The following is a 23,828-nucleotide window of genomic DNA, read 5'->3' on the forward strand; positions in this document are numbered from 1 at the left end:
TTCCTATTTATCTGTTTACAAGCTATTTTTGGTTGTATATATTGTGGTTGAATTGTTTAAGTTGTTTGGCAGATATAACGCCTGCAAGCATTGAACCGCCCACATTAACAGCTGTTCTTCCCATGTCAATTAAAGGTTCAACAGATATTACAAGTCCGACCAATCCCACTGGAAAGTTTATTGCTGAGAGTACCATTAGTGAAGCTGTTGTTGCGCCTCCGCCAGCTCCAGCAGCTCCAAATGAAGTTATTATTATTAATCCAAGAAGTGTGAGTATAAATGAAATATCTGTAGGGTTTATTCCTTGAGTTGGCGCTATCATTATTGCAAGCATAGCAGGATGGAGTGCTGCACAACCATTTTGCCCAATTGATGCTCCAAAGGAGCTTGATAAATTTGCTATTCCTTCGCTTACTCCTAGGTTTTTAGTTTGAATTTCTATATTAATAGGTATAGTTGCTGCACTAGACCTAGATATGAATGCAAATGTTAGTGCTGGAGATATTTTTTTTATAAAAGTAATTGGGTTTAATTTGTTTATTGCAATTAATGTCATATGCATAAGAAATGTAAGACCTATTGCAATGTAGGAAGCAATTACAAATTCCCCAAGCTTTATTATGCTTTTGATTTCGCTGGTTGCTGTAATTTTTGTCATTAGAGCTAATATAGCATAAGGTGTTAGTTTTAAAATTAAAGTTACTATTCCTAATATTATGTCTTGAAGCGTTAATATTATTTTTTTAAAAAATTCTATTGATTCTGGCTTTTTTATAGATGTTTTAAGAGCGGCTATTCCTATGATGGCTGAGAATATAACAACTCCGATTGTTGAGTTTTTTCTAAGTCCTGCTAAATCTTCAAATATATTTTGTGGAATAAGCTCTGTGATTTTTTTTGTGATTGGTGTTTGATTTAATATTTCAAGTCCTTTTTGCAATTTTTCACTTTGTAAAATTTCGCTGGTTCCCGCTTGTAGTCCTTCAGCTGTTAATCCTAATATTAAAGCAGTGAAAATGCCAATTATAGCAGCAATACCCGCTGTAAATACAAGTATTAATATTACAAGTAAGCTCATTTTTCCAACATCTTTACTGTTGGTTAATTTTATTATTGCAGAGATTATTGATGTTATTATTAAGGGGATTATAACCATTTTAAGAAGCCTTATGTATCCATCACCCACAATATTTATCCAATTTATAGTTTCGTTTGTTATAGATGAATTTGTGCCATAAAAATGTTGGATAGTCATTCCAAATGCTATTCCTATTGCTAATGATATAAACACTCTTTTTGTAAAAGAGACATTTTTTCTTTTACAAAGATAAACTATGCTTATTAGAATAAGCATTATTGTAATATTAATTAATGTATATAATATACTTATCTTATCCATTATTACCTCTTGTATAAGCTTAGTGCATTCTTTTTTAAACTTAAGGATATATATTTAAAATTAATTAATTTTGTTTTAAAATTTTTTTAGAATAAGATTCTATTACTTTATCTTCAAAGGTGTCGTTTTTTAAAATTTGATTTGCAATAATTTTTCCCAGCTGAACTCCTTCTTGGTCAAATGAGTTTATATTTAATAAAAATCCCTCAAACATTACTTTATTCTCGTAATGGGAGAGTATTGCTCCTATTGCATAAGGTGTTAATTCTTTTGAATATATTAGTGCAGAAGGCCTCTCGCCTTTAAAATTTTTATTTTTATTATCATTTTCTTTGCCTTTTGAAAATGCTATTATTTGGGCTATTAAATTTGCTTTTAATTTGTCATTGCTTGAGCTATTATCAGATATTACATCTTCTTTAAGTTGTGTTTCATTAAACCCTATGAAATCCATTGGAACTATATCTGTTCCTTGATGAAGCATTTGAAAGAACGAGTGTTGAACATCCGTCCCAATGCCTCCCCAAATTATTCTTACAGTTTTGTAGTTTATTGTTTCGTTAAACCTGTTTACACTTTTTCCATTACTTTCCATTTCAAGTTGTTGTAAGTGAAGATAAAAATTTTTCATTGCTTTAGAATAAGCAATAATGCAGTTGCTACTGTAGTTTAGAACATTTCTTTCATATATGCTAATTAGTGCTGCCAAGAGAGAAGCATTGTCTTTTACGTTTTTGCTTAATGATTTTTTGTCAGCCCTATTGGCTCCCTTTATAATTTCTTTTACAATTTTTTCTGTGAAGCAAAGAGTAAGTAGTGTAAGTCCAACTGCTGATGTTGGGGAAAATCTTCCACCTATTGAATCATGCATGAAAAAATATTCAAGATATCCTTTTTCTTCTAGTGCTAACATACTATCTTTTAATGTTATAATAACCATTTGTTTTTTATATTCTTTTATGCCATTTAATTTTAATTTGTTTATTAAGAATTGCATATTGGCTTTGGTTTCTAATGTATTTCCACTTTTTGATACAATAATAAAAAGCGTTTCATCAACATTAATGCTGCTTAATACTTCTTCTGATTCGTCTGGATCAATGTTTGAAATAAAATAACCGTTCATTAAGGCTAGATTGTGTTTTTTTGCATAATTTTTTATTGAGCTATAAAGAGCTTTTGGGCCTAGGCTGGATCCACCAATTCCTATTTGAACTACATTTTTAAACTTTTTACCATTTGCGCTTTTAATGTTACCAGAATGGATTTGCTTTGCAAAATTATATATTTTTTCAAGTTCTGATTGGAAAAATTCTCTCATATTTTCTTTATTATCTTCTATTACGTCCTTACCAATTTGTCCTCTTGTAAGGTGATGCAGGACTTTTCTATTTTCACTAATATTGATCTTTTCTCCATCAAGTACTTCTTTATATTTTTCTATTAAATTTGCTTCATCGCTTAAATTTTGAAAAATTTTAAGGTGGTTTTCATTAATTTGTTTTGAAGCATAGTTATAATGTACACTATCTCCTTCTATTGTAATGTCGTATTCTTTTATTCTTTTTTCAGTTAATGCCGTTTTGAGCACTTCTGGAGCAATTCCTTCAAGGATTTTAAAATTTTCAAGTTCATTAAGATTTTTGTAATTTATCATAAACTCACCCCTTTGTTATAGTTTAAATTTTTTTATTTTTTCCTTTTACACATGTTTTTGATTTTTAAGATAATAAATTTAAGGAATCTTATTATTATATTGCTTTCAGAATAAATTTTTAAGTAAGCTTCTCCCTCGTTTGCCTCACTTTTTGTAAATGATTTTCTAACATTATTCTCATCAAGTTCAATTTCAAGTAAATTTTTTTTGTTTTCAATTGAGATTACTTTTACTTCAACTTCTTTATAACCGATTTCTTTTAAAGCTTGATATCTTCTAAGTCCTGCTATCAAATTTTTATTTTTATCTATTATTATTGGATAAATTAACCCATGTTTTATAATACTGTTTTTAAGAGTTTCAATGTCTCCTATATTTTTTCTAATTCTTTTTTTTATTTTTATTTGATCAATATCTATTAACATATTCTTTTAATCCAATTGGATATCTTCTCCATTGACGTCTTTATTGTTAATTTTCTCATTTTCATTGTTGTTTAAATTTAATTCTTTTGTGTTTTGTGCTTCTGTGTTTGTTTCATTAACAATGACTTCGTTTTCAATTTCCTTGGTATTTTCAATAGGCATTTCCTGGTTATTATTGTTATTATTTATTAAATCTTGTTGTGAGTTTTTATTTTCTATTTCATTTAAGGGTTCTTTAATGTTCATTTCTATTTCATCTTCATTTTTATTTTCTTCATTGTTATTAATGCTCTCAAGATTATTATTGTTTAGGCTTTCAAGATTATTATCAAGATATTCAAATTCAGGAGTGTCAAAATTTATTTCATCGTTATTATTAATCTCATCAATTCCATATATGTTAAATTCTATTGTATTTTTAAATTCTAGTTTATTTTCATAATATTTTGATTTTTCAACTGGCTGAGTGCCGGAAATAAATAGTTCATTTATTATTTTCTCATCAGCAATTTCTTCTGGTAGCAGGCCTGTTTCTGCTTGCACAGGGATACTAATTATTCCTGCAGGCTTTACAAAAACCTTTTTAGGTAAATTTTTGTGATATTCTGCCATGAATTCTCCCCAACTAGGTCCTGCTAATCCTGTTCCTGTTCCAGATATTCCTAGTGAATATCCTTTTTTGTCAAATCCAACCCAAAATGCTGTTGTTATATAAGGAGAGTATCCTATTGCCCATCCGTCTGCCCAATTTTGTGTTGTTCCCGATTTTCCAGCAATGTCAGATTTAAAATTTTTGAGATTTGTATATCTTTGATTTGCTAAGGTTCCGTATTGAATTGTTGATTTCATCATATCTGTGATGATGTATGCAGTTTGAGGAGACACTATTTGAGTTTGATCTTTGCTTTTTATTTTAGCCAATATGCTTGCTTCTTCATTTGTTATTATTCTTCCAGCTCTGTCTTCAATGTATCTTATTCCATAAGGTTCGATTTTGTTACCACTATTTCCTAAAATTGCAAAGGCTCTTGCCATTTGGATTGGAGAAACTGATATTACACCTAGTGCTAGTGGATAAACTTTTGGAAACGTTTTTTCTATTTCTTTTGGATCTGTTATTCCTAGTAGTTTTGAAGAGTAGCTAATTGCAGAGTCAAAACCTAGTTTGTCTAATATTCTTAATGCTGGAATATTCAAGGACAAGGCTAATGCTTGGCGTGTTAAAACGTTGCCCCTCCATTTGCCACCATAATTTTCTGGAGCATAAACTTCTCCGTTTTTATTTAGAAATGCTACCGGAGAGTCTGAAAACATTGTAGCAGCTGTTATTTTTTTTAGATCAATTGCGGCTGCAAAATATAATGCTTTGAATGCACTTCCAGGTTGGACTTTTGCTTGTGTGGCTCGATTAAATTCATTGTCTTTAGTATGTCCACTTCCTCCAACCATGGCCCTTATTGCTCCAGTTGTTGTATCTATTGCTATCATTGCCCCTTCAGGTTGTGCAATAAGTTTTGGTGTTAATTTATTTTTGATAATATATTCTTTTGTTGCCTTATCTATTTTATCAATTCCAAGTATAGCTCCAAAGCTTGCAATTAGATCAATATTATCTTCGTAAAATTTTCTTTTTCTTAGTTTTTTATATTGTCTTCCATTTATTCTTAAATTTTTAATTCCTAATAAATCTGATATTGCATCTACTACAGGAACAATTTCTGAATTAATAATTATTGTTTCAGATGATCTGTTTAAATTATGCATTGTTCTTGCTTTATTAATCATATCGTTTGTAACTTTATCTGCGTATTTTTGTGCCTCAAGGTCAAGAGTTGAATATATTGAGTATCCATCTTTATATATGTTTGCGCCATCTGGTAAATATTTTAGTATTTTTTGCCTTATATATTCAGAGAAATAAGGAGCTTGGTCTTTTTTGTTTGAAATTGCAGATGTGTCGGCCATTCTAGTCCAATCGTAATTTTGCCAGTATTCATTAAATTCTTTTTCAGCAATTTCAGCTTTGACTATTCCATTTGATACAACTTGGTTTAAAACTGCACGTTGTATTTTTTTTGAAAATTTCGGATTGTAAAGAGGTGAATAAAGTTTTGCATTTGGAAGTTGAATTATCATCATCACGGATTCTGCTGTATTAATTTTATTTACACTTTTGCCAAAAAAGAATTTTGATGCTGCAACTATTCCATAGTTTCCGTTTCCAAAATAAACTTTATTAAGGTACTTCTCTAATATTTCGTATTTTGAGAGTTTTTTTTCAAGTTGGATTGCCCACCATATTTCATGTAATTTTCTCAAGATAGATCTTCTTGCTTGATTTGTGTAGAGAAGCTTTGCAAGTTGTTGAGTTAATGTGCTGCCGCCTGAAAAATATCTACCAAGAACAATATTAAATGCAGCTCTAAATATCCCTATCAAAGAAAAACCTCGATGAGAAAAAAACCCAATATCTTCTCGTATTAAAAGCGTATTAATTAGATTGTCAGGCATTTTTCTCAAAGGCATTAATTCTCTATTCTCATCAGATATAAATTGAGTTATTTGTTTCCCATTAATATCTAAAAGCCTTGAAGGAACTGCTGGGTTTACATATCCAAAATTTTTATCTTTTTGTATGTTTATAGTCTTAGATACTGCTAATGATAGTGTGATAATAGAAAAGCTAACTGCGAAATATGTTAAATAAATAAGCAGTTTATGTGTATTTATTTTTTTAAAATTAGGGCTATTTAATTTCATACTTTTTACTAAGTATACTATAAGTGTATAAGAATTAATAATGTTATAAGTTGATTGTTATAGTGTAAAATTATTGTTATAATCTTACACTATGTAAGCAGCATTTTTTAAGTTTTGCTAATTAAACAAATGTTGTGAAGGGTGGGTGATGGTATGTCTTTGACTTTAATACTAGATTTATTGATTGTTGATTAAGCATTTTTACAGGTCAATTGTTTTAAATTTTTATTGGTGTAAAACTGTTTAAAACAGTTTTAAGCGTTGTTTAGTATTTTTATTTTTTATATTAAAAAAGGAGAAAGGAGAGGTTTATGCTTTTATCTAGAAAAATAAGAGATTACGGGGCTAAGTATAAGGGCAAAGAGATTAAAATGAGCACAGAGATAAATAGTTTTTTAAATCTTCGCAATACTATTGAGATGAGGATAAGCTCTTATACTGTTTTTGGAGTAATTTATTCTATTTCTATGGATTCTCTTAAGCTTATTTTTCAAGAAGATACTGTATTGCCTGCTTTGGCTAAAAATAAAAATTTAGGTTCTATTCAACTTAAAAAAAATTTAGATTCTAAGAGTAGTGCTGCTTTTTTTCCCTTTTTATCTGTGAAACTATTAAGTGCTTCTTCTTATTCTTCTCAGAATAAAGAATACAATTTATTAACATTAGAATTTTTATCTCCTGCGCCAGAAGAGATTGCTATTAAAGTTGGAAAGCTTCTTGATTTAAAACTTGGGCAAAATCAGAGAATTCATGAGAGAATTATTGTCGATAAAGATTCTATTAGAAAGCTAAAAATTGATTCTGATAAAGCTTTTATCAATTTTAATGGGTCAAAACATAAATGCTTAATAAAAGATTTATCTTATGGGGGCGCTTTAGTAATTTCTTCTTTTGATTATAGAGATGTCGAGGAAGATGTAATTGATTTGATTTTTAGTTTTGAATTTATGGATGAAGAAATTTTTATTGAGGGTAAATCAAAAAGTTTAAGTGTTATTCAGACGCCCAATGGGAAGGTTTTTGCGCTTGGTATTGCTTTTGATGAAGACAAAATACCGCTTGAGTATACTATGTTAATTCATGATTATTTCAATTAATCAAAAGATTGAAATTTTTCTTATGTGATTATTCGAAAATTTGCTCGCAATATTTAGCTTGAGTCTTTGTTGGTTATATTTGCTGGTTTTATTGGGTGAAGTATTGCATTATGGTTTTAGACTTTTACTTTACATTGTTTTATTAATGAATGTTTATGCTTTTAAAATTTTTAAGTAATAATTTGACATCATTTTTTGTTAATGAATCTATTCGAACTGGCTTTTCTGATTCTATTGTTTATTGAGTATCCAAGTTCTTCATCTTTTAAGAACTCACTAAGGATTTGTTTGTAGTTGTTTTCAGAATTTACCAGCTCTTTGTAAAGATTTTGTGCATACTCTTCAAGAGTATTAAATACTGTAATATTTTTTTTATCCCATAAAAAATTAAATAAATAGGATTTTAGAGTAGCTTTTGTGATAAGTATTTTTGTATCTTTGTTTAAATATCTTCTTATGTTATCTTGACTTTTAAATAAATAGACGGGAATTTTTGGTTTGTAATGTTCTATTATGTTCCCGGGTGATTTTTCTAGTTCTATTTTTGTTTCTGCATAATTTACTGTATATTTACCTTGAAGTTCATTTTCTATCATTTTTTTTGTTATTGCACCCGGCCTTAATATTAGTACGTTATCTTTTAGGTCAAATCCAATCACGGTTGATTCGATTCCAATATTAAAGTCTTTATTCTCTTCTGTTTTTATTATTCCTTTTACAAGTCCATTTAATTCTTTTAAGGCCATTTCGAAATTTGTTGAGCTTGGTCTTTTTGATATATTTGCAGATGGTGCTACTATAGGGACTTTAGATGCTTTGATTAAGCTTAAAGCTGTTTTGTTTGCAGGAATTCTTATTGCCACTGTATCTAGGTTGCCACTTACAAATCTAGATATTTTTATTGATTTTTTAAGAACATAAGTTAAAGGGCCCGGACTAAATTTTTTGATTAACATAAGAGCACTTTTGGGAATATATTCTGATAAGTCTTTTATTTTTTTTACTGTATCAACGTGCACTATTAAAGGATTGTTAATAGGCCTTTTTTTTACTAAAAAAATCATTTTTACGGCATCCTCATTGTAAGCATTTGCGCCAATTCCGTAAACTGTTTCTGTTGGGAATACAACAAGCTCTCCCATTTTAATAAGTTTTGCTGCTTTTTGTATTTGGCTACTGCGAATTATTTTTGTTGATATCATTTTTTAGACTTTTTTCTTTTTATAATTAAATCAAAAAAAATGTAAATAAGCAATTTGCAAGTTTAATTGTTTATTGAAATATGTTTTTATATTATAATAAACATTATGAGAATTTTGATTGATGTCATCTTAAGAGATAATAGAAAATTTGTTTTTCTCTTTGTATTTTTTTTTATTGCTTCTCATGTAAATTCTGCTACAGTAGGACTTGCTTCATGGTATGGCGAGGCTTTCCACGGTAAAATTACTGCTAATGGCGAAAAATTTGATATGATGGCTCTTACTGCTGCTCACAAAGAATTGCCCTTTAATACTACTGTAAGGGTTACAAATCTTTTAAATAATAGATCAGTTGTTGTAAGAATTAATGATAGAGGTCCTTTTAGGAAGGATAGAATAATCGATTTATCAAAACATGCCGCTGAGAAGCTTGATTTTTTGGGAATAGGGGTTGCTCCTGTAAAAATTGAAGTAATTAGTGCGAATGAAAAAAGACCTTCTGTATCAAAATCTAGCAACTTTAAAAAAACATTTAATACTTCTGAGGTTAAAGAAGAAAAAAAAACAAAGCAATCAGAAGGGAATATTTCTGTTGAAAATAAATCTTCAGATTTGTCAGCAGATTATTCAGTTTCTGCTGACAAAGAAGCAGATTTTTACATACAAGTTGGATCTTATAAAAAAAAAGATTATGCTGATAGGACTTATCGAATATTAAAAAAAGCGGGTCTTTTTGTTGTAGTAAATTCTCACGGGCCGTTTTATACTGTTTTTATTCCCACTAATGCTGATGATGTTCAAAGAAATATAGAGCTTATTAAATCTACTGGATATAAAGATACTTTGATAAGAAAAACAAAGGTTCCAGGCGAGAGTCTTGTTATGGATTGATTTTTTAAATTATTTTTTTTATTAAAATTATTTATTGACTTTTTTAAATTTTATGATTATATCCTTTATTGTCAATTCCTTTGTGGTATTTTTTTATTTTAAAAATTGCAATATTCTTTTTAGAAATCTAAATTTATTAGGCGACTGTTTTACTTTTCTTAAATTTGTATTTTATTATTATATAGTTATTTTATGAACTTTTTATTTGATATTCCTCTTCCAATTATGATTTTAGCTCCGATGGAAGACGTTACCGATACTGTTTTTAGAAATTTAATTCATTTAATAGGATCTGAAGAAGGAGAACCTCATATTTATTTTACCGAATTTATTTCTACAAAAGGAATTTTAAATGGATCAAAACAATCCATTCAACATATTTTTTTAAAACCCAACGAACTTAATAGGCCTTTAATTGCTCAAATTTGGGGCAATGTTCCTGAGCAATTTTATAGAGCAATAGAAATGTTGGGAGGTATGGGGTTTTGGGGAATTGATATTAATATGGGTTGTCCTAAGAATAAAATAATTAAAAAAGGAGTTTGTTCAGCTTTAATTAATAATAAATCTTTGGCTAAAGAGATAATTCTTGCAAGCAAAGAAGCTTGTGTGAGATTTAATTTGCCTCTTAGTGTTAAGACCCGGCACGGATTTTCATATCCAGAAGTTAATGATTGGCTAGGGTTTTTGTTAGGCCTTGGAATTGATATGTTAACGGTTTATCCAAGGCTTGCTGTTAATCAGAGCAAAGGTCCTGTTAATTTTGATATTTTTTATGAACTTGTTAAATTGCGAAATAATCTTAGTCCTTCTACTCTGATTATTGGCAATGGAGATGTTTTGAGCCTCAGGGATGCTAGATATTATGTTGATAAATATTTAATTGATGGGATTATGTTTGGTCGTGGAATTTTTAATAATTTAAATTTATTTAAGCCCTCTTCAAAACACTTTTTAGATAGTAATTTAAATTTTAGGTTAAATATATTAAAATTCCATATAAAGGATTTCCATGCTACTTGGGGACTTGGAAAAGATTTTAATAAACTTAAAAAATATTTTAAGATATATTTTACTGAAAATGAAAGACAGAGTAAATATTTCTCAAATCTTATAAATTCAAAAACTTATGAAGAGCTTTTTGAAAATTTAAAAGTTATTGACATGGTAGGAGATTTTTAAACGATGAATTGTAGACCTTTTGAAAAATATGATCCTAAGGCATTTGAAGATGAAATTTACATTAAGTGGCTTAAAAATAATGTTTTTTTACCAGATAATTCTTTATTTGAAAAATTTAGTATGGTTGCGCCTCCTCCTAATGTCACTGGTGTATTGCATATGGGGCATGCTCTTAATTTTGTTTTGCAAGATGTTCTTGTTAGGTATAAAAGAATGAAAGGTCACAATACTTTATGGCTTTTTGGCACAGATCATGCAGGAATAGCAACTCAGGCTGTTTTTGAAAGGCATCTTAAAAAGATTGGTAAAAGCAAGGATGATTTTAAAAGAGAAGAGCTTGTTCAAGAAATTTTTAAATTAAAAGATAGGCATAGATGTATAATTGTTAATCAGATAAACAAACTTGGGGCGTCTTATGATCACTCAAGAGAAAGATTTACTCTTGATGAGAGTCTTTGTAAGGCTGTTAACAAGGTTTTTAAGGACTTATATTCTAAAGGGTTGATTTATAGGGGCGAGTATCTTGTTAATCTTGATCCTGGATCTGGGAGTGTTGTTAGCGACGAAGAGATTGAATATAAAGAAGTTGATGGCAAGCTTTATTTTGTTAAGTATTTTATTGATGGCTCTTCTTTTATTGAGATTGCAACAACTAGGCCTGAGACAATGTTTGGGGATACTGCTATTGCTGTTAATCCCAATGATGAGAGATATAAGTCTTTAGTTGGCAAAGAGGCTACAATTCCTTTGACAACTAAAAAGATAAAAATTATTGCAGATTTTTATGTTGACAGCGCTTTTGGCACTGGTGCTTTGAAAGTTACTCCTGCGCACGATCCTAATGATTTTGAAATTTCAAAAAGACACAATACTCCCAAGGTCAATATTTTAACTCAAGATGGAAAACTTAATAAAAATGTTCCTTTACAATACCAAGGATTAAGTGTGAAGGATGCGAGATTTAAAATTGAGGCAGAATTAAAGGAAAAAGGCTTTTTGCAGGATGTTAAGAAGTATAAGCAACAGGTTGGGCATTGTTATCGGTCAGGTGAGATTATTGAACCTTATTTGTCTACTCAGTGGTTTGTGAGAATGAAGCCTTTGGCGGACAAAGCTTTAAAGGCTTTAGAGAATGGAGAATTAAGGTTTTACCCTAAAAAGTGGGAAAATACATATAAATATTGGTTGTCAAATATTAGAGATTGGTGTATATCAAGACAGCTTGTTTGGGGGCATAGAATACCGGTTTGGTACAATGTTGATACATCTGAACTTATTGTTAGTGATACTGATCCTTCTTTAGATGAAAAGAATGTGGGCAAAAGGTTTGTTCAAGATCCAGATGTTCTTGATACTTGGTTTTCTTCTTGGATATGGCCTTTTTCTTCGCTTGGATGGCCCAATATTACTGTTGATTTTAAAAATTATTACCCAACAAATACCTTAATAACAGCTTACGATATAATATTTTTTTGGGTTGCAAGAATGGTGATGGCAGGATTAGAATTTACAGGGCAAATTCCTTTTAAAGATGTTTATATTACCCCTCTTTTGCGTGACAAACAAGGCAAAAAAATGTCAAAGTCCTTGGGCAATGGGATAGATCCTCTTGATATTATTCATGAGTATGGAAGTGATTCTTTGAGGTTTACTTTATCTTTTTTGTCTGTTCAAGGCCAAGATTTAAATATTGACTCTAAAGATTTTATGTTTGGCGCTAAGTTTGCAAACAAAGTTTTTAATGCTTCTAAATTTATTCTTTTAAATTTAAAAAATAGAGAAATATTAAATGATTTGAAATTTAACGACATTGACAAATGGTTGCTTACAAGCTTAAATTCAACCATTCTTGGTGTAGAGTCTTCTTTTGCAAATTATAAATACAATGAAGCTTCAAAATTCGTTTATGAGTTTTTTTGGAATGATTTTTGTGATTGGTATATTGAAATTAGCAAAATTGATTTAAATAGTGAAAATATTGATATTCAAAATATGGCTATTTCTAAGTTGCTATTTTTTCTTAAAAAAGCATTGTTAATTTTACATCCGTTTATTCCTTTTGTTACAGAAAAAATTTATTCCGAATTTTCAAAAAAGGGAGATATTTTAGCCTTAAATGAATATCCAAGTTTTGATATTGCTAATAATTTTCAAAAAGAATTTGAAAGTTTTAAAGTATTGAAAACTTTCATTATAGCTATTAGAACACTTAAGAGCGAATTTAATATACCTGCTAGCATTGAAATTGATGTTGCTTTGAAGTTTGATGCTGATTTTAAATATGAGGAGTACTTTAAGACTAATGAAAGTATTGTAAAAAAAATGATTAATTTTAAAAATATATTTTACAATGAAAATTGTGATGGCATGCTTGGTGTAGCTGCAGTTGGTTTTGAAATTTATGCCGATGTTAAGTCATTGATAGATAAAACTAAAGAGTTGGTAAGGCTTGAAAAACAGCTTGAAAAGTACAAAATGCTTAAGATTTCTGTTTCAAAGAAACTTGAAAATAAAAATTTTTTAATGAATGCTCCTAAGGAAATTATTGAATCTGAAAAATTAAAATTTGTAGAATTTTCTTCTTTAATTAATAAAATAAATAGTTATATTATTAATTTAAAAAATTTGTAAAAAAAAGTTGAAAAATTATTATGTAATTGAATTGGTTATAGGTAACTTTTTGGCAAAATGCTATTTCTAATAGCATTTTAAACTTTTAATCGTCATTTAATATTTGAGAAGATAAGAAGTTTGGATCTTGTAGTTTCATGAAACTGTTTATTATTGTTGATACATCTTCTTCTTTAATATAAATTGATGGAAACGTTTTTCTTTGATCAAAGAGAAAATTGAAATCAAGAATTAAATAAATTTGATTGCTTTTGCAAGTTGCGCTCAGCTTTAATTCAAAATCATCATCGTCTTTGTACCGTTTATAGGGATTTTCTTTAATCATTTTTGTTTCTAATAATATAATTTCATTTTCTTTAATGCTTTTTGGTCTATTATTAAATAAGCTTAGACTTTTGATTATATTGCTAGTATTTAAAAGATTGAAAAAGCTGAAATTTCTTCTATATCCGCTTTCTTTTAGGATAAGCTTAACTTCTGAATCGTGATCTTTAATGTATGGTCCGTTATGTTCAATTTCAATAATGCCTTCAAGGCTTGCATTATTTAGAACCTTGGAATATTTTTCTTTTTTTATTAGTATATCTTGTATAAAGAACAAATCTTTGATTGTGTCTTTTGCAAAAACATAATTATTAGATATTGAAAAGATTAAGACTATAACAAATTTTTTTCTTGTCATTAAAATTCTCCTTTAGTTATTTGATAGTATATCATATTTGTTTGTCTTGTTTTTTAACGGTTTATTTTAAAAGCAAATTTTCAATTTTTTTGAGCTTTTATCATATGTCTTTTATTTCCAAATCCTTTTTCTATGTGAATGTGTTTGAAATTAGCAAGTTTTAAGCCATCTTTTACAATTCTTGCAGAGGAAAATGTTGAAAGCTTGCATTCTGAATTGCTTTTCTTAGAAATTAAATTAAATATTTCGTTGCTCCACATTTCAGGATTTTTTTTAGGATTAAATCCATCTAAAAACCAGTATTCTACATTTTTAGGAATTTCTTTGATTTTTATTTTAGCGTTTCCAATTAAAATTTTTAAATTGACATTTTCCGTTATTTTTAGTTTTAAATTTTTTTTGGGAATTTTAGGGTAATGTTTTAACATTAATTTAAAATAAGGGGCTTCTTCAACGAAAAACTTTGAAATTTGCATTATTGTTTTTTTTTCGAGTGGAAATTTTTCTATAGAATAATAATTAATTTTTGAGGTTATGTTGTTTTCTTTTATGAATTTTAAAAGACATATAAAGTTTAATCCTGTTCCAAATCCCAACTCTGCTATTAAAAGATTTTCTTTTGTTTTTAATTCTAAGTCTAGATTACAACCTTTAATAAATGTATAAAAACTCTCTTCAATTCCATGCTTTGGATTGTAATAGATGTCATCGAATTTACTTGAATATATAGTTTTATCTTTAAAAGTTGGCTTTTTCATTTAATTTCATTTTTTCAAGCTTACAACATTTTGTAAGCTTGAAATTTTTAATTTGATTGATCAGAATAATAAGTTTTTATGTATAAATTTGTGATTTTTATTAAATATTGCAAGTTTTAATAAAAAGTTTGACTTATAAATATTTGCAAATTCTTCTTTTAAAAAAACAAAACTTTCTATCATTTCTGCTTTCTCTTTAAGTTATGGCAACTTTTTTATTCATGCTGTAACTCGAGCATTATTTTTCAATAATCTTTATAAAATATTTTTTATAAAGATTAAAGCTAAGTAGCTAAACTTAGCTTTTTACTCTTCTATTATTGCAACTATTTCTTTTGCTTTTAGTATTAAATGTTCTTTATTCTCGATTTTTACAGCAGCTCCTGCATACTTTTCATAAAGTACAGTGTCGCCAACTTTTACAGTGATTTCTTCTTTGTTAGAACCAACGGCTATAACTGTCCCAATATTTGTTTTTTCTTTTGCATTTTCTGGTATGTAAAGTCCTGAGATTGTTTTACTCTCAGCTTCTTTGATTTTTATTAAAACTCTATCAGCTAACGGCTTAATATTCTTCATTTCAAACATCTCCTTATGTTAATAATATTAAATATACGAAAAAATTTAGAGTTGAGTCAATATATTTATATGGTGCTTGAAAATTAAATTAATTTTCAAGATAATTTTGTTATTAGAATATCAATTTTAGGCAGGGTAATGGTTTGATAACTGTAAGTAATTTAGAAGTTGCATTTGGAGAGAGAGTTTTATTCAAAGACGTAAATATTAAATTTTCTCCTGGAAATTGTTATGGAATAATTGGTGCTAATGGGGCAGGAAAAAGCACTTTTTTAAAAGTATTAGGGGGAATGATTGAAGCTAGTAAGGGTGAAATATCTATCCCTAAAAATCAAAGATTAGCAGCCCTTGAACAAGATCAATTTGCCTATGATGCATATAAGGTTATAGATACTGTTATTATGGGGCACAAAAGACTTTATTCTGTTCAAAAAGAAAAAGATGAAATTTATAATAAGCCTGATTTTACCGATGCGGATGGGATTAGAGCCGGTGAGCTTGAAGCAGAATTTTCAGAGCTTGGAGGATACGAGGCTGAATCTGCTGCAGCAGTTCTTCTTAAGGGTCTTGGAATAGATGAGTTAATTCATAATAATTTAATGGGTGATATTGAAGGGTCTTTAAAGGTTAGAGTTCTTTTAGCTCAAGCGCTTTTTGGCGAGCCTGACATATTGCTTCTTGATGAGCCTACCAATAACCTTGATCTACAATCTATTAAATGGTTAGAAGAGTTTTTGATTAATTTTGAAAATACAGTTATTGTTGTATCTCACGATAGACATTTTTTAAATCAAGTTTGTACTCATATTGTTGACATTGATTATGGAAAGATTCAAGTATATCTTGGAAATTATGATTTTTGGTATGAAACAAGTCAGATTTTAAATAAGCAACTAAAAGATGCTAAAAAGCGATCTGAAGATAAAATTGCCGAACTTAAGACATTTATTCAAAGATTTTCTAGTAATGCATCTAAGTCTAGACAAGCAACATCAAGGAAAAAGTTAATTGAAAAAATAAAGGTTGAAGATTTGAAGCCTTCTTCAAGAAAGTTTCCTTATGTTAATTTCAAAAGCGAAAGAGAACTTGGCAAGAATGTTCTTACAATTAAAAATTTAATAAAAGAATTTGAAGGGAATTTAATTTTAAATAAATTTAGTATTATTATTGAACCCCAACAAAAAATTGTTTTTTTGGGAAATCCCATGTTTGCAACTTTTTTGTTTGATATCATTACAAATGAAGATAAAAATTATAAAGGTCATTATGAATGGGGATCTACCGTTAATTTTTCATATTTTAATAAAGATAATGGAAAATATTTTGATTTAGATTTGAATTTAATTGATTGGTTGCGTCAGTATTCAAAAGAACAAGATGAAACTTATATTAGAGGATTTTTAGGTCGAATGCTTTTTAGTCAAGATGAAGCTTTAAAAAAGGTAAATGTTCTCTCAGGAGGAGAAAAAGTAAGATGCATGCTTGCTAAGGCTATGCTTAGCGGAGCTAATGTTTTAATACTAGACCAGCCCACAAATCACTTAGATCTTGAAGCAATTACATCTTTAAATGCTGGGCTTAAAGAGTTTAAAGGAGTTGTTCTTTTTACATCACATGATCATCAATTTATAGATACTGTTGCTAATAGAATTATTGAGTTTACTCCCAACGGAATAATTGATCGATATATGACTTTTCCCGAGTATGTTGATGATACTAAGATTAGAGACCTGAGAAATAATCTTTATGGCAATAATGCTGGTTTTAGGCTTTAGTGGTAGTTTTTAGAAGCCCAAAAGGTTTTTTATTTTGAGAGGTCTACTTTTTATATTTGTGTTTTCAGCTTCTTTTTTAAGGCTTTATTCTGGTATTAATTTATATTTTCAAAAAGCATTAACTGGTAAAGTTGCAGGCAATCCAATTATTGATGAAAAACGTGATACTATTACGGTTTTAACAAAAGACAGATGGTTAACTACTTATACAATGTCATTTGAGAAAAGATATTCTTATAGACTAAATAGAATGCCATATCCTTATCTTTTGAAAGATTTTGATAATGGGTATTATGTTGTTACAGTTAGAAATGAAGTTCAAAAGATCAGAAGAGGAAAGCTTGTTTGGAAATATAAGCTTGATTTTTCACCTTTGAGTGCTCCTGCCATAGGGAATGATAGCATTTTAGTTCCCCTTGTTAATGAAAAGGTCGTTTCTATTGATTTAAGTAGTGGAGAAAAAATGTTTGAGGTTGATATAGGTGGCAGACCTACTACTTCTCCTGTAGTTTTTGATAATGGTGATTTTTGTATTGCAAGTGAAAATGATGAAATATTTTTGTTTGATTCTTTGGGCAATAAGAAGTGGTTTTCCAAGCTAGTTGCTTTCCCTTTTTTGTTAATGATAAATACAAAAAAAGATGTAGTTGTTGGGCATAAGTCAGGCCATATTGTTGCTTATGGGAGAGATTTTGGGGAGGTTGTTAGTTCTATTAAGTTAGATTTTCCTATTAATTTTTTGTTTGAAAAGTTTAATGGTGAATATGTAGCAATTTCAAGTGTTGGCATGTTTTTTGATTTGAATAGAAACTTTAAGCTTAAATTCAAAAAAAAAATGAACTTTGAGATTGATAAAGCTGTTCTTTATAATAATAGAAATCTTTTAATTTCAACCAAATCAAATGGAGTTTTGTCTTTCAAGGAAGATTTTGATATATCTTTTTCAGATGCTAAACTTAAGGATTTGTCAGGACTTAGTGCTAATTCAGGTATTATTGTCTTAGGGGGAGATGATTGGGTTCTTAGCACTTATTATTACGAATACGACAAAGAGCTTGATGTTAGCGTTTGGAACCATTTTGGAGGTAATAAATATAATCAAGGCAGAATAGATTTAAAAGAAAAACGTTTTGTGGATTATGATAAAAATTATTTACTTCTTGAAGAGATCCTTAATTCTAATTATAGTGATGTTTCTTATAATAAATTTTTGGAGATTTTGGATTGTCTTGCAGCTGAACATGAAAATTTTCCTACAAAATATTTAAATTTATATGAAAAAGCTTTTAATGTGTGGCTTTTATCAGAAAAGAGGTTTGATAGAATTGCTTCAAGGGGCAAGCTTTATAGATATTTTGTATATGTTAATGATGAAGCTTCGATTAAGAGTTTTATTAATTTGGCAATTAGAGAGAGAGATATTAATAATATAATTACCATAGTCCAAACTATTACTAAATTTGAAAGTTATTATGGGCAAGATTGTATTATATACAATTACATCCAAAATATAGTGTTAAATTATCAAGGCAATTTAGAAATAGCTTATTCTGTGATTTTAAATTTGAGAAATATAATTTTAAATTCAACAGCCGAACTTCTTAAACTTTGTAAGCATAAGTATATAAAGTTATTAATGTTTATGAGGCGGCAAAATTTTTCTGAAAATATTAACAAGTACATTAATGAAATTATTTCAAGCATTCAAGATATTTCGGGCACGCAAGATTGAATTAGCTGTTTTGCATATAAATCCGATTGTGTTAAAATTAGGTTTAAATTGGTGAATTTAGTTGGTAAGGTAGATTATAATTAAATTTATAGGAGAATTTCTTTTATGAAAAAAATGTTACTAATCTTTAGTTTTTTCCTTATTTTTTTGAATGGATTTCCTCTTAATGCAAGGGAAGTTGATAAGAAAAAATTAAAGGACTTTGTTAATATGGATCTTGAGTTTGTAAATTATAAAGGTCCTTATGATTCTACAAATACATATGAACAAATAGTGGGTATTGGGGAGTTTTTAGCAAGACCGTTGACCAATTCCAATAGCAACTCAAGTTATTATGGTAAATATTTTATTAATAGATTTATTGATGATCAAGATAAAAAAGCAAGTGTTGATGTTTTTTCTATTGGCAGTAAGTCAGAGCTTGACAGTATATTGAATTTAAGAAGAATTCTTACAGGGTATTTAATAAAGTCTTTTGATTATGATAGGTCTAGCGCAGAATTAATTGCTAAGGTTATTACAATATATAATGCTGTTTATAGAGGAGATTTGGATTATTATAAAGGGTTTTATATTGAGACTGCTTTGAAGTCTTTAACTAAAGAAAATGCAGGTCTTTCTAGGGTGTATAGTCAGTGGGCTGGAAAGACTCAAATATTTATTCCTCTTAAAAAAGATATTTTATCTGGAAATATTGAGTCTGACATTGATATTGACAGTTTGGTTACAGACAAGGTGGTATCAGCTCTTTTAAGTGAAAATGAAGCAGGTGTTAACTTTGCAAGAGATATTACAGACATTCAAGGTGAAACTCATAAAGCAGATCAAGATAAAATTGATATTGAATTAGATAATATTCATGAAAGTGATTCTAATATAACAGAAACTATTGAAAATTTAAGGGATCAGCTTGAAAAAGCTACAGATGAAGAGCATAAAAAGAAGATTGAAAGTCAGGTTGATGCTAAAAAGAAACAAAAAGAAGAACTGGATAAAAAGGCAATCAATCTTGATAAAGCTCAGCAAAAATTAGATTCTGCTGAAGATAATTTAGATGTTCAAAGAGATACTGTTAGAGAAAAAATTCAAGAGGATATTAACGAGATTAATAAGGAAAAGAATTTACCAAAGCCTGGTGATGTAAGTTCTCCTAAGGTTGATAAGCAGCTGCAGATAAAAGAGAGTCTAGAAGATTTGCAGGAGCAGCTTAAAGAAACTAGTAATGAAAATCAAAAAAGAGAAATTGAAAAGCAAATTCAAAAAAGAGAAATTGAAAAGCAAATTGAAATCAAAAAAAGTGACGAAGAACTTTTAAAAAGTAAAGATGATAAAGCATTAGATCTTGATCTAGAATTAAATTCTAAAGCTTCTAGTAAAGAAGAAAGTAAAGGCAAGGAGGAAAAAATAATCAAAGGTAAATCACGGGCAAACTTAGGCGATTTAAATAATGATAAAAATCTTATGATGCTAGAAGATCAAAAATTACCTGAAGATAAAAAATTAGATAGTAAAAAGGAATTTAAGCCCGTTTCTGAGGTTAAGGAATTAGATGAGATTTCCAAGCCTAACAACAATAAGATTAATGAATCATCACCGTTAGATAGGCCTTCTTATAATGACATTGATTCAAAAGTTGAGGCAGATAATAAAGATGTTAATTTGCAAAAGACCAAGCTTCAAGTTAAAGATCAAGCCACTTCTTTGAATAAAGATTTGACTACTATGTCTATAGATTTCAGTAGTCCTGTATTTTTAGAGGTTATTGATCCAATTACAAATTTAGGAACACTTCAACTTATTGATTTAAATACTGGTGTTAGGCTTAAAGAAAGTAGTCAGCAAGGCATTCAGCGGTATGGAATTTATGAACGTGAAAAAGATTTGGTTGTTATTAAAATGGATTCAGGAAAAGCTAAGCTTCAGATACTCAATAAACTTGAAAATTTAAAAGTGGTATCAGAGTCTAGTTTTGAGATTAATAAAAATTCATCTCTTTATGTTGACTCTAAAATGATTTTAGTAGCTGTTAAGGATAAGAATAGTAGCAATTCTTGGAGATTGGCTAAATTTTCTCCTAAAAATTTAGATGAGTTTATTCTTTCAGAGAATAAAATTTTGCCTTTTACTAGTTTTTCTGTGAGAAAAAATTTTATTTATTTGCAAGATGAGTCTAAAAGTCTAGTTATTTTAGATTTAAATACTTTAAAGAAAGTTAAATAACTTTACAGTTTGATTAAATTTGTATAAATTGTTAAAAAACTAAAAAAGCTAAAAACAAAAGTTTTTAGCTTTTTTAATATTTTTTCGGGATGGTGGGATTCGAACTCACGATCCCCTGCTCCCAAAGCAGGTGCCTTAGCCACTAGGCCACATCCCGAATGAAGCGCACCAATTAGGACTCGAACCTAAAACCTACAGATTAGAAGTCTGTTGCTCTATCCAATTGAGCTATTGGTGCATTTTAAATTCTAATGATGAGTATATCATTTTGAAAAATCCTTGTCAATAAAGTCTAGATACCTTTATTTTGTATGTTTTTTATTTTTGTTTTGTGGTTATAATGTTTTATAATTTTTTTATGATTAATCTTGATTTGATTGTTGATGAAACTTTGTTTAGATACCCTGATGTTAAGCCTTTTTTAAATTATAAAAATAATTATGAACTTTTAATAATGGTTATTTTAAGTGCAAGAACAACAGATAATTTGGTGAATAAAATTTCTCCATACCTTTTTGAAAGGTATGAGAATTTTGAAAGTTTATCAAGAGCAAATGTTGGAGATGTTGAAAAATTAATTTATAAGACTGGTTTTTATTCAAGGAAAGCCAAAAATATTATAAATTGCTCTATTGATATTTTGGAAAAATTTAATGGTGTTATTCCAAATAATATTTTTGATCTTGTTAAGCTGCCTGGAGTAGGTCGAAAAACAGCAAATGTTATTCTTGGATCTGTTTACAATAAGCCTGCAATTATTGTAGATACTCATTTTAGTAGAGTTATTACAAGACATGCTCTTTCTTTGGAAAATTCTCCTATTAAGATTGAATTGGATCTAAAAAGAAGAATAAAGCCTTGTAAGCAATATAGATTTTCTATGGCTATCAATAAGCATGCAAGAGAAATTTGTACTTCTAGAAGTGTGAGTTGTGTTAATTGTTTTTTAGAAAAATTTGCTCCAAGAGTTTGTTAATTTTTTATTTAAGATGATATTAAATGTTTCATTTTTTTTCTCAGCCTAAAATTTATCATTGCTAGTATTATGTTTATGCCTATTAATATAAGTAAGGGGTTGATCCATATCCATAGATATTTATTGCCCATTTGCATATAGTTGAGTAGTTCTCCAAGGCTGGGGTATAGATTTTTATCTTGTTTTTGTAAAAAGCTTACTACTTCAAAGGTAGTAAGGCTTCTTCCCATTTGTAATGGAATTATAGATGATATTGATGAGAATACTTCTGGAAAAATGTGATGCAATATTATTCTAATTTTGCTTGCCCCCATAGCTTCACTGGCTTTAACATAATCTAAATTTTTTATTATTAATGTATTGTTTCTTGCAATAAAAGCAAATCTAATCCATCCATGAATCAATGCTAATAGTGTTGCTGCTTGAAGCATATTGTAAGTTTTTTGTTTTAAAAAGTAATAAAAAACTAGAGACACGATGTAAAAAAAGGGCAATGTTTGCAATGTTTCTATTAGTTTTGAAATTAGCATGCAAATTTCAAAACTAAACATGCCTATTATTGTTCCAATAAAGATTCCAATTATTGCAGAAATTGTTGCGTAGCTTAGCGAAAGTAGAATAGAGTTTCTGGTTGCAATTATTAGTCTTGCCATAATATCTCTTCCCATTTTGTCTATTCCTAGTGGGTTGTCTTTTGTGGGTGGCATAGGTATGTTTTTGGTAGATTTTAAATAAACTTTATTTGGATCTTTTTTATAGATTGCAATTTTTGAATTTTCATTAACCAGTGACGGAGTAATAATTAGCAATACAATAAATATATTGAAGATTACGATATAAATTTTTTTTATTATTGTATCTGTTTTCATTAGCTTAGGGTGTCCTTATATGGGTTGATTTTGTAAATTAGTATATCTGTTATTATATTTGGAATAAGCATAATGAAAACACCAATAAAAATTAAATCTTTAGAAATAGCATAATCGTTGAATTTCAAAGCATTTAAATATAAGGCTCCAATTCCATTAATTTCAAACATTGATTCAATCATTGATGCTCCAAAAAAAGCAGTTGTAAGAATAGGTCTCATGTTCGTGAGCAGTGGTGTTATTGATGGAATTAATGCATGTTTTAAGATTATTTGCAATTTATTTATTCCTCTTGATTTTGCAGCTTTTATGTAAAATTCTGATAAAGTTTTGTCAAGAGATTGTTTAAAAATTACAGAATTAAATATGAAGAATGAAAAAAACCATGCAAATCCACCTATTATTAAATTTTTAGGATTTAAATTAAGGTAATATATTAAAGACAATATTAAAAATACTGTTAAATTTCTTGGCATGGAGTGGAGCAGTAGCATTAAATATTCTAGAATATTATTTATTAGGTTGTTTTTTATGTAAATTTTCCAAATTACAATAAGGACTATTGCTACAATATAAGAGAGTAGGGCGCCAGGGATTGAGACTTTTAAAGTATTGAATATTTTTTGAAAAATTATTTTAGTAGTTGGCTTTCCTTTACTCAGTAAAGAGTACCGATGATCACCCCACAGTATTCCTTCATTTTTTGTTTTGTATATTATATATGAATTGCCAGCTATGTGCTTTAAAAAGCAATCTTTTTCTAATTTTGATTTAGGGTTGAAGTCATGTATCAGGGTATATCTTTCTATGCTTTTGTATATTCCAATGTATTGCAAGTATTTTTTTAGGATATTTGTTTTAACAAAAGGAGTATACTGTTGTTCATTTGAAAAAAAATTTACTAACGATATGCAAAAAAATGATGCACAAATTAAATTGATTAATAAATATATTATATTTTTAAAAATAAATATTTTCAATAAATACTAATCC

At 28.6% G+C, this 23,828-nt stretch carries 18 protein-coding genes and 2 tRNA genes; 8 read left to right on the forward strand and 12 right to left on the reverse strand.

Translation table 11 applies throughout. From position 1 onward, the window contains the following. Positions 1-22: 22 nt before the first annotated feature. From Bmayo_RS03690 to Bmayo_RS03705, 4 genes are all read right to left on the reverse strand, one after another. Positions 23-1,399, reverse strand: coding sequence for an L-cystine transporter (locus tag Bmayo_RS03690; RefSeq protein WP_075552375.1), 1,377 nt, complete (start codon positions 1,397-1,399; stop codon positions 23-25). Positions 1,400-1,463: 64 nt separating this feature from the next. Further along, positions 1,464-3,056: a glucose-6-phosphate isomerase gene (locus Bmayo_RS03695; protein ID WP_075552376.1), complete on the reverse strand. Its 1,593-nt coding sequence runs from the start codon at positions 3,054-3,056 to the stop codon at positions 1,464-1,466. A 32-nt stretch (positions 3,057-3,088) separates the two neighbouring features. Continuing rightward, positions 3,089-3,481, reverse strand: coding sequence for a ParB N-terminal domain-containing protein (locus tag Bmayo_RS03700; protein ID WP_075552377.1), 393 nt, complete (start codon positions 3,479-3,481; stop codon positions 3,089-3,091). Positions 3,482-3,487: 6 nt separating this feature from the next. Next, positions 3,488-6,241, reverse strand: a complete 2,754-nt coding sequence (locus Bmayo_RS03705) for a penicillin-binding protein 1A (protein ID WP_075552378.1) — start codon at positions 6,239-6,241, stop codon at positions 3,488-3,490. Positions 6,242-6,552: 311 nt separating this feature from the next. Between Bmayo_RS03705 and plzA the strand changes: the two genes are divergently transcribed. Further along, positions 6,553-7,338 (forward strand): c-di-GMP-binding receptor PlzA, encoded by a 786-nt coding sequence (gene plzA, locus Bmayo_RS03710; protein WP_075552379.1) that lies wholly within the window; start codon positions 6,553-6,555, stop codon positions 7,336-7,338. Between the two features lie 188 nt (positions 7,339-7,526). On the opposite strand, the gene Bmayo_RS03715 is transcribed toward plzA, so the two are convergent. Further along, entirely contained in the window at positions 7,527-8,540 is a 1,014-nt protein-coding gene (locus Bmayo_RS03715) for an L-threonylcarbamoyladenylate synthase (RefSeq protein ID WP_075552380.1), read from the reverse strand. A 105-nt stretch (positions 8,541-8,645) separates the two neighbouring features. On the opposite strand from Bmayo_RS03715, the gene Bmayo_RS03720 reads away from it, so the two are divergent. The 3 genes from Bmayo_RS03720 (at position 8,646) to valS (ending at position 13,244) form a co-directional block, all read left to right on the forward strand. Beyond that, positions 8,646-9,431, forward strand: a complete 786-nt coding sequence (locus Bmayo_RS03720) for a septal ring lytic transglycosylase RlpA family protein (RefSeq protein WP_075552381.1) — start codon at positions 8,646-8,648, stop codon at positions 9,429-9,431. A gap of 192 nt (positions 9,432-9,623) precedes the next feature. Beyond that, entirely contained in the window at positions 9,624-10,613 is a 990-nt protein-coding gene (locus tag Bmayo_RS03725; RefSeq protein WP_075552382.1) for a tRNA dihydrouridine synthase, read from the forward strand. Positions 10,614-10,616: 3 nt separating this feature from the next. Then, positions 10,617-13,244: a valine--tRNA ligase gene (gene valS, locus Bmayo_RS03730; RefSeq protein ID WP_075552383.1), complete on the forward strand. Its 2,628-nt coding sequence runs from the start codon at positions 10,617-10,619 to the stop codon at positions 13,242-13,244. Between the two features lie 85 nt (positions 13,245-13,329). On the opposite strand, the gene Bmayo_RS03735 is transcribed toward valS, so the two are convergent. The 3 genes from Bmayo_RS03735 to groES all read right to left on the reverse strand — a co-directional run bounded on the left by Bmayo_RS03735 (position 13,330) and on the right by groES (position 15,263). Next, complete coding sequence (locus Bmayo_RS03735) at positions 13,330-13,926, reverse strand: hypothetical protein (protein WP_075552384.1); 597 nt, start codon at positions 13,924-13,926, stop codon at positions 13,330-13,332. Between the two features lie 80 nt (positions 13,927-14,006). Continuing rightward, entirely contained in the window at positions 14,007-14,684 is a 678-nt protein-coding gene (gene mnmC2, locus Bmayo_RS03740) for a tRNA (5-methylaminomethyl-2-thiouridine)(34)-methyltransferase MnmC2 (protein ID WP_075552385.1), read from the reverse strand. A gap of 306 nt (positions 14,685-14,990) precedes the next feature. Next, positions 14,991-15,263, reverse strand: a complete 273-nt coding sequence (gene groES / locus Bmayo_RS03745; RefSeq protein ID WP_002557327.1) for a co-chaperone GroES — start codon at positions 15,261-15,263, stop codon at positions 14,991-14,993. Positions 15,264-15,406: 143 nt separating this feature from the next. On the opposite strand from groES, the gene Bmayo_RS03750 reads away from it, so the two are divergent. From Bmayo_RS03750 to Bmayo_RS03760, 3 genes are all read left to right on the forward strand, one after another. Continuing rightward, complete coding sequence (locus Bmayo_RS03750; protein WP_075552386.1) at positions 15,407-17,038, forward strand: ABC-F family ATP-binding cassette domain-containing protein; 1,632 nt, start codon at positions 15,407-15,409, stop codon at positions 17,036-17,038. A 34-nt stretch (positions 17,039-17,072) separates the two neighbouring features. Continuing rightward, a complete protein-coding gene (locus Bmayo_RS03755) occupies positions 17,073-18,770 on the forward strand; it encodes a PQQ-binding-like beta-propeller repeat protein (protein ID WP_075552387.1) in 1,698 nt (565 codons plus the stop codon). 105 nt (positions 18,771-18,875) lie between these two features. Next, positions 18,876-20,990, forward strand: coding sequence for a P83/100 family protein (locus Bmayo_RS03760; RefSeq protein WP_075552388.1), 2,115 nt, complete (start codon positions 18,876-18,878; stop codon positions 20,988-20,990). A gap of 84 nt (positions 20,991-21,074) precedes the next feature. Here Bmayo_RS03760 and Bmayo_RS03765 read toward each other — a convergent pair. Together Bmayo_RS03765 and Bmayo_RS03770 are read right to left on the reverse strand one after the other, a co-directional pair. Further along, positions 21,075-21,147: transfer RNA gene (locus Bmayo_RS03765), tRNA-Pro, on the reverse strand. 7 nt (positions 21,148-21,154) lie between these two features. Continuing rightward, positions 21,155-21,228, reverse strand: a tRNA-Arg gene (locus tag Bmayo_RS03770). A gap of 102 nt (positions 21,229-21,330) precedes the next feature. Between Bmayo_RS03770 and Bmayo_RS03775 the strand changes: the two genes are divergently transcribed. After that, on the forward strand, positions 21,331-21,966 hold the full coding sequence (locus Bmayo_RS03775; RefSeq protein WP_075552389.1) for an endonuclease III domain-containing protein: 636 nt from the start codon (positions 21,331-21,333) through the stop codon (positions 21,964-21,966). Positions 21,967-21,974: 8 nt separating this feature from the next. Here Bmayo_RS03775 and Bmayo_RS03780 read toward each other — a convergent pair whose 3' ends face one another. Both Bmayo_RS03780 and Bmayo_RS03785 read right to left on the reverse strand, forming a co-directional pair. Beyond that, positions 21,975-22,835, reverse strand: a complete 861-nt coding sequence (locus tag Bmayo_RS03780; protein WP_075552390.1) for an ABC transporter permease subunit — start codon at positions 22,833-22,835, stop codon at positions 21,975-21,977. Next, positions 22,835-23,815 (reverse strand): ABC transporter permease subunit, encoded by a 981-nt coding sequence (locus Bmayo_RS03785; protein ID WP_075552391.1) that lies wholly within the window; start codon positions 23,813-23,815, stop codon positions 22,835-22,837. The genes Bmayo_RS03780 and Bmayo_RS03785 overlap by 1 nt, the downstream gene beginning before the upstream one ends. Positions 23,816-23,828 lie beyond the last annotated feature (13 nt).

Origin of the sequence: Borreliella mayonii, from assembly GCF_001945665.1 — a bacterium.
GTDB classification, from domain to species: domain Bacteria; phylum Spirochaetota; class Spirochaetia; order Borreliales; family Borreliaceae; genus Borreliella; species Borreliella mayonii.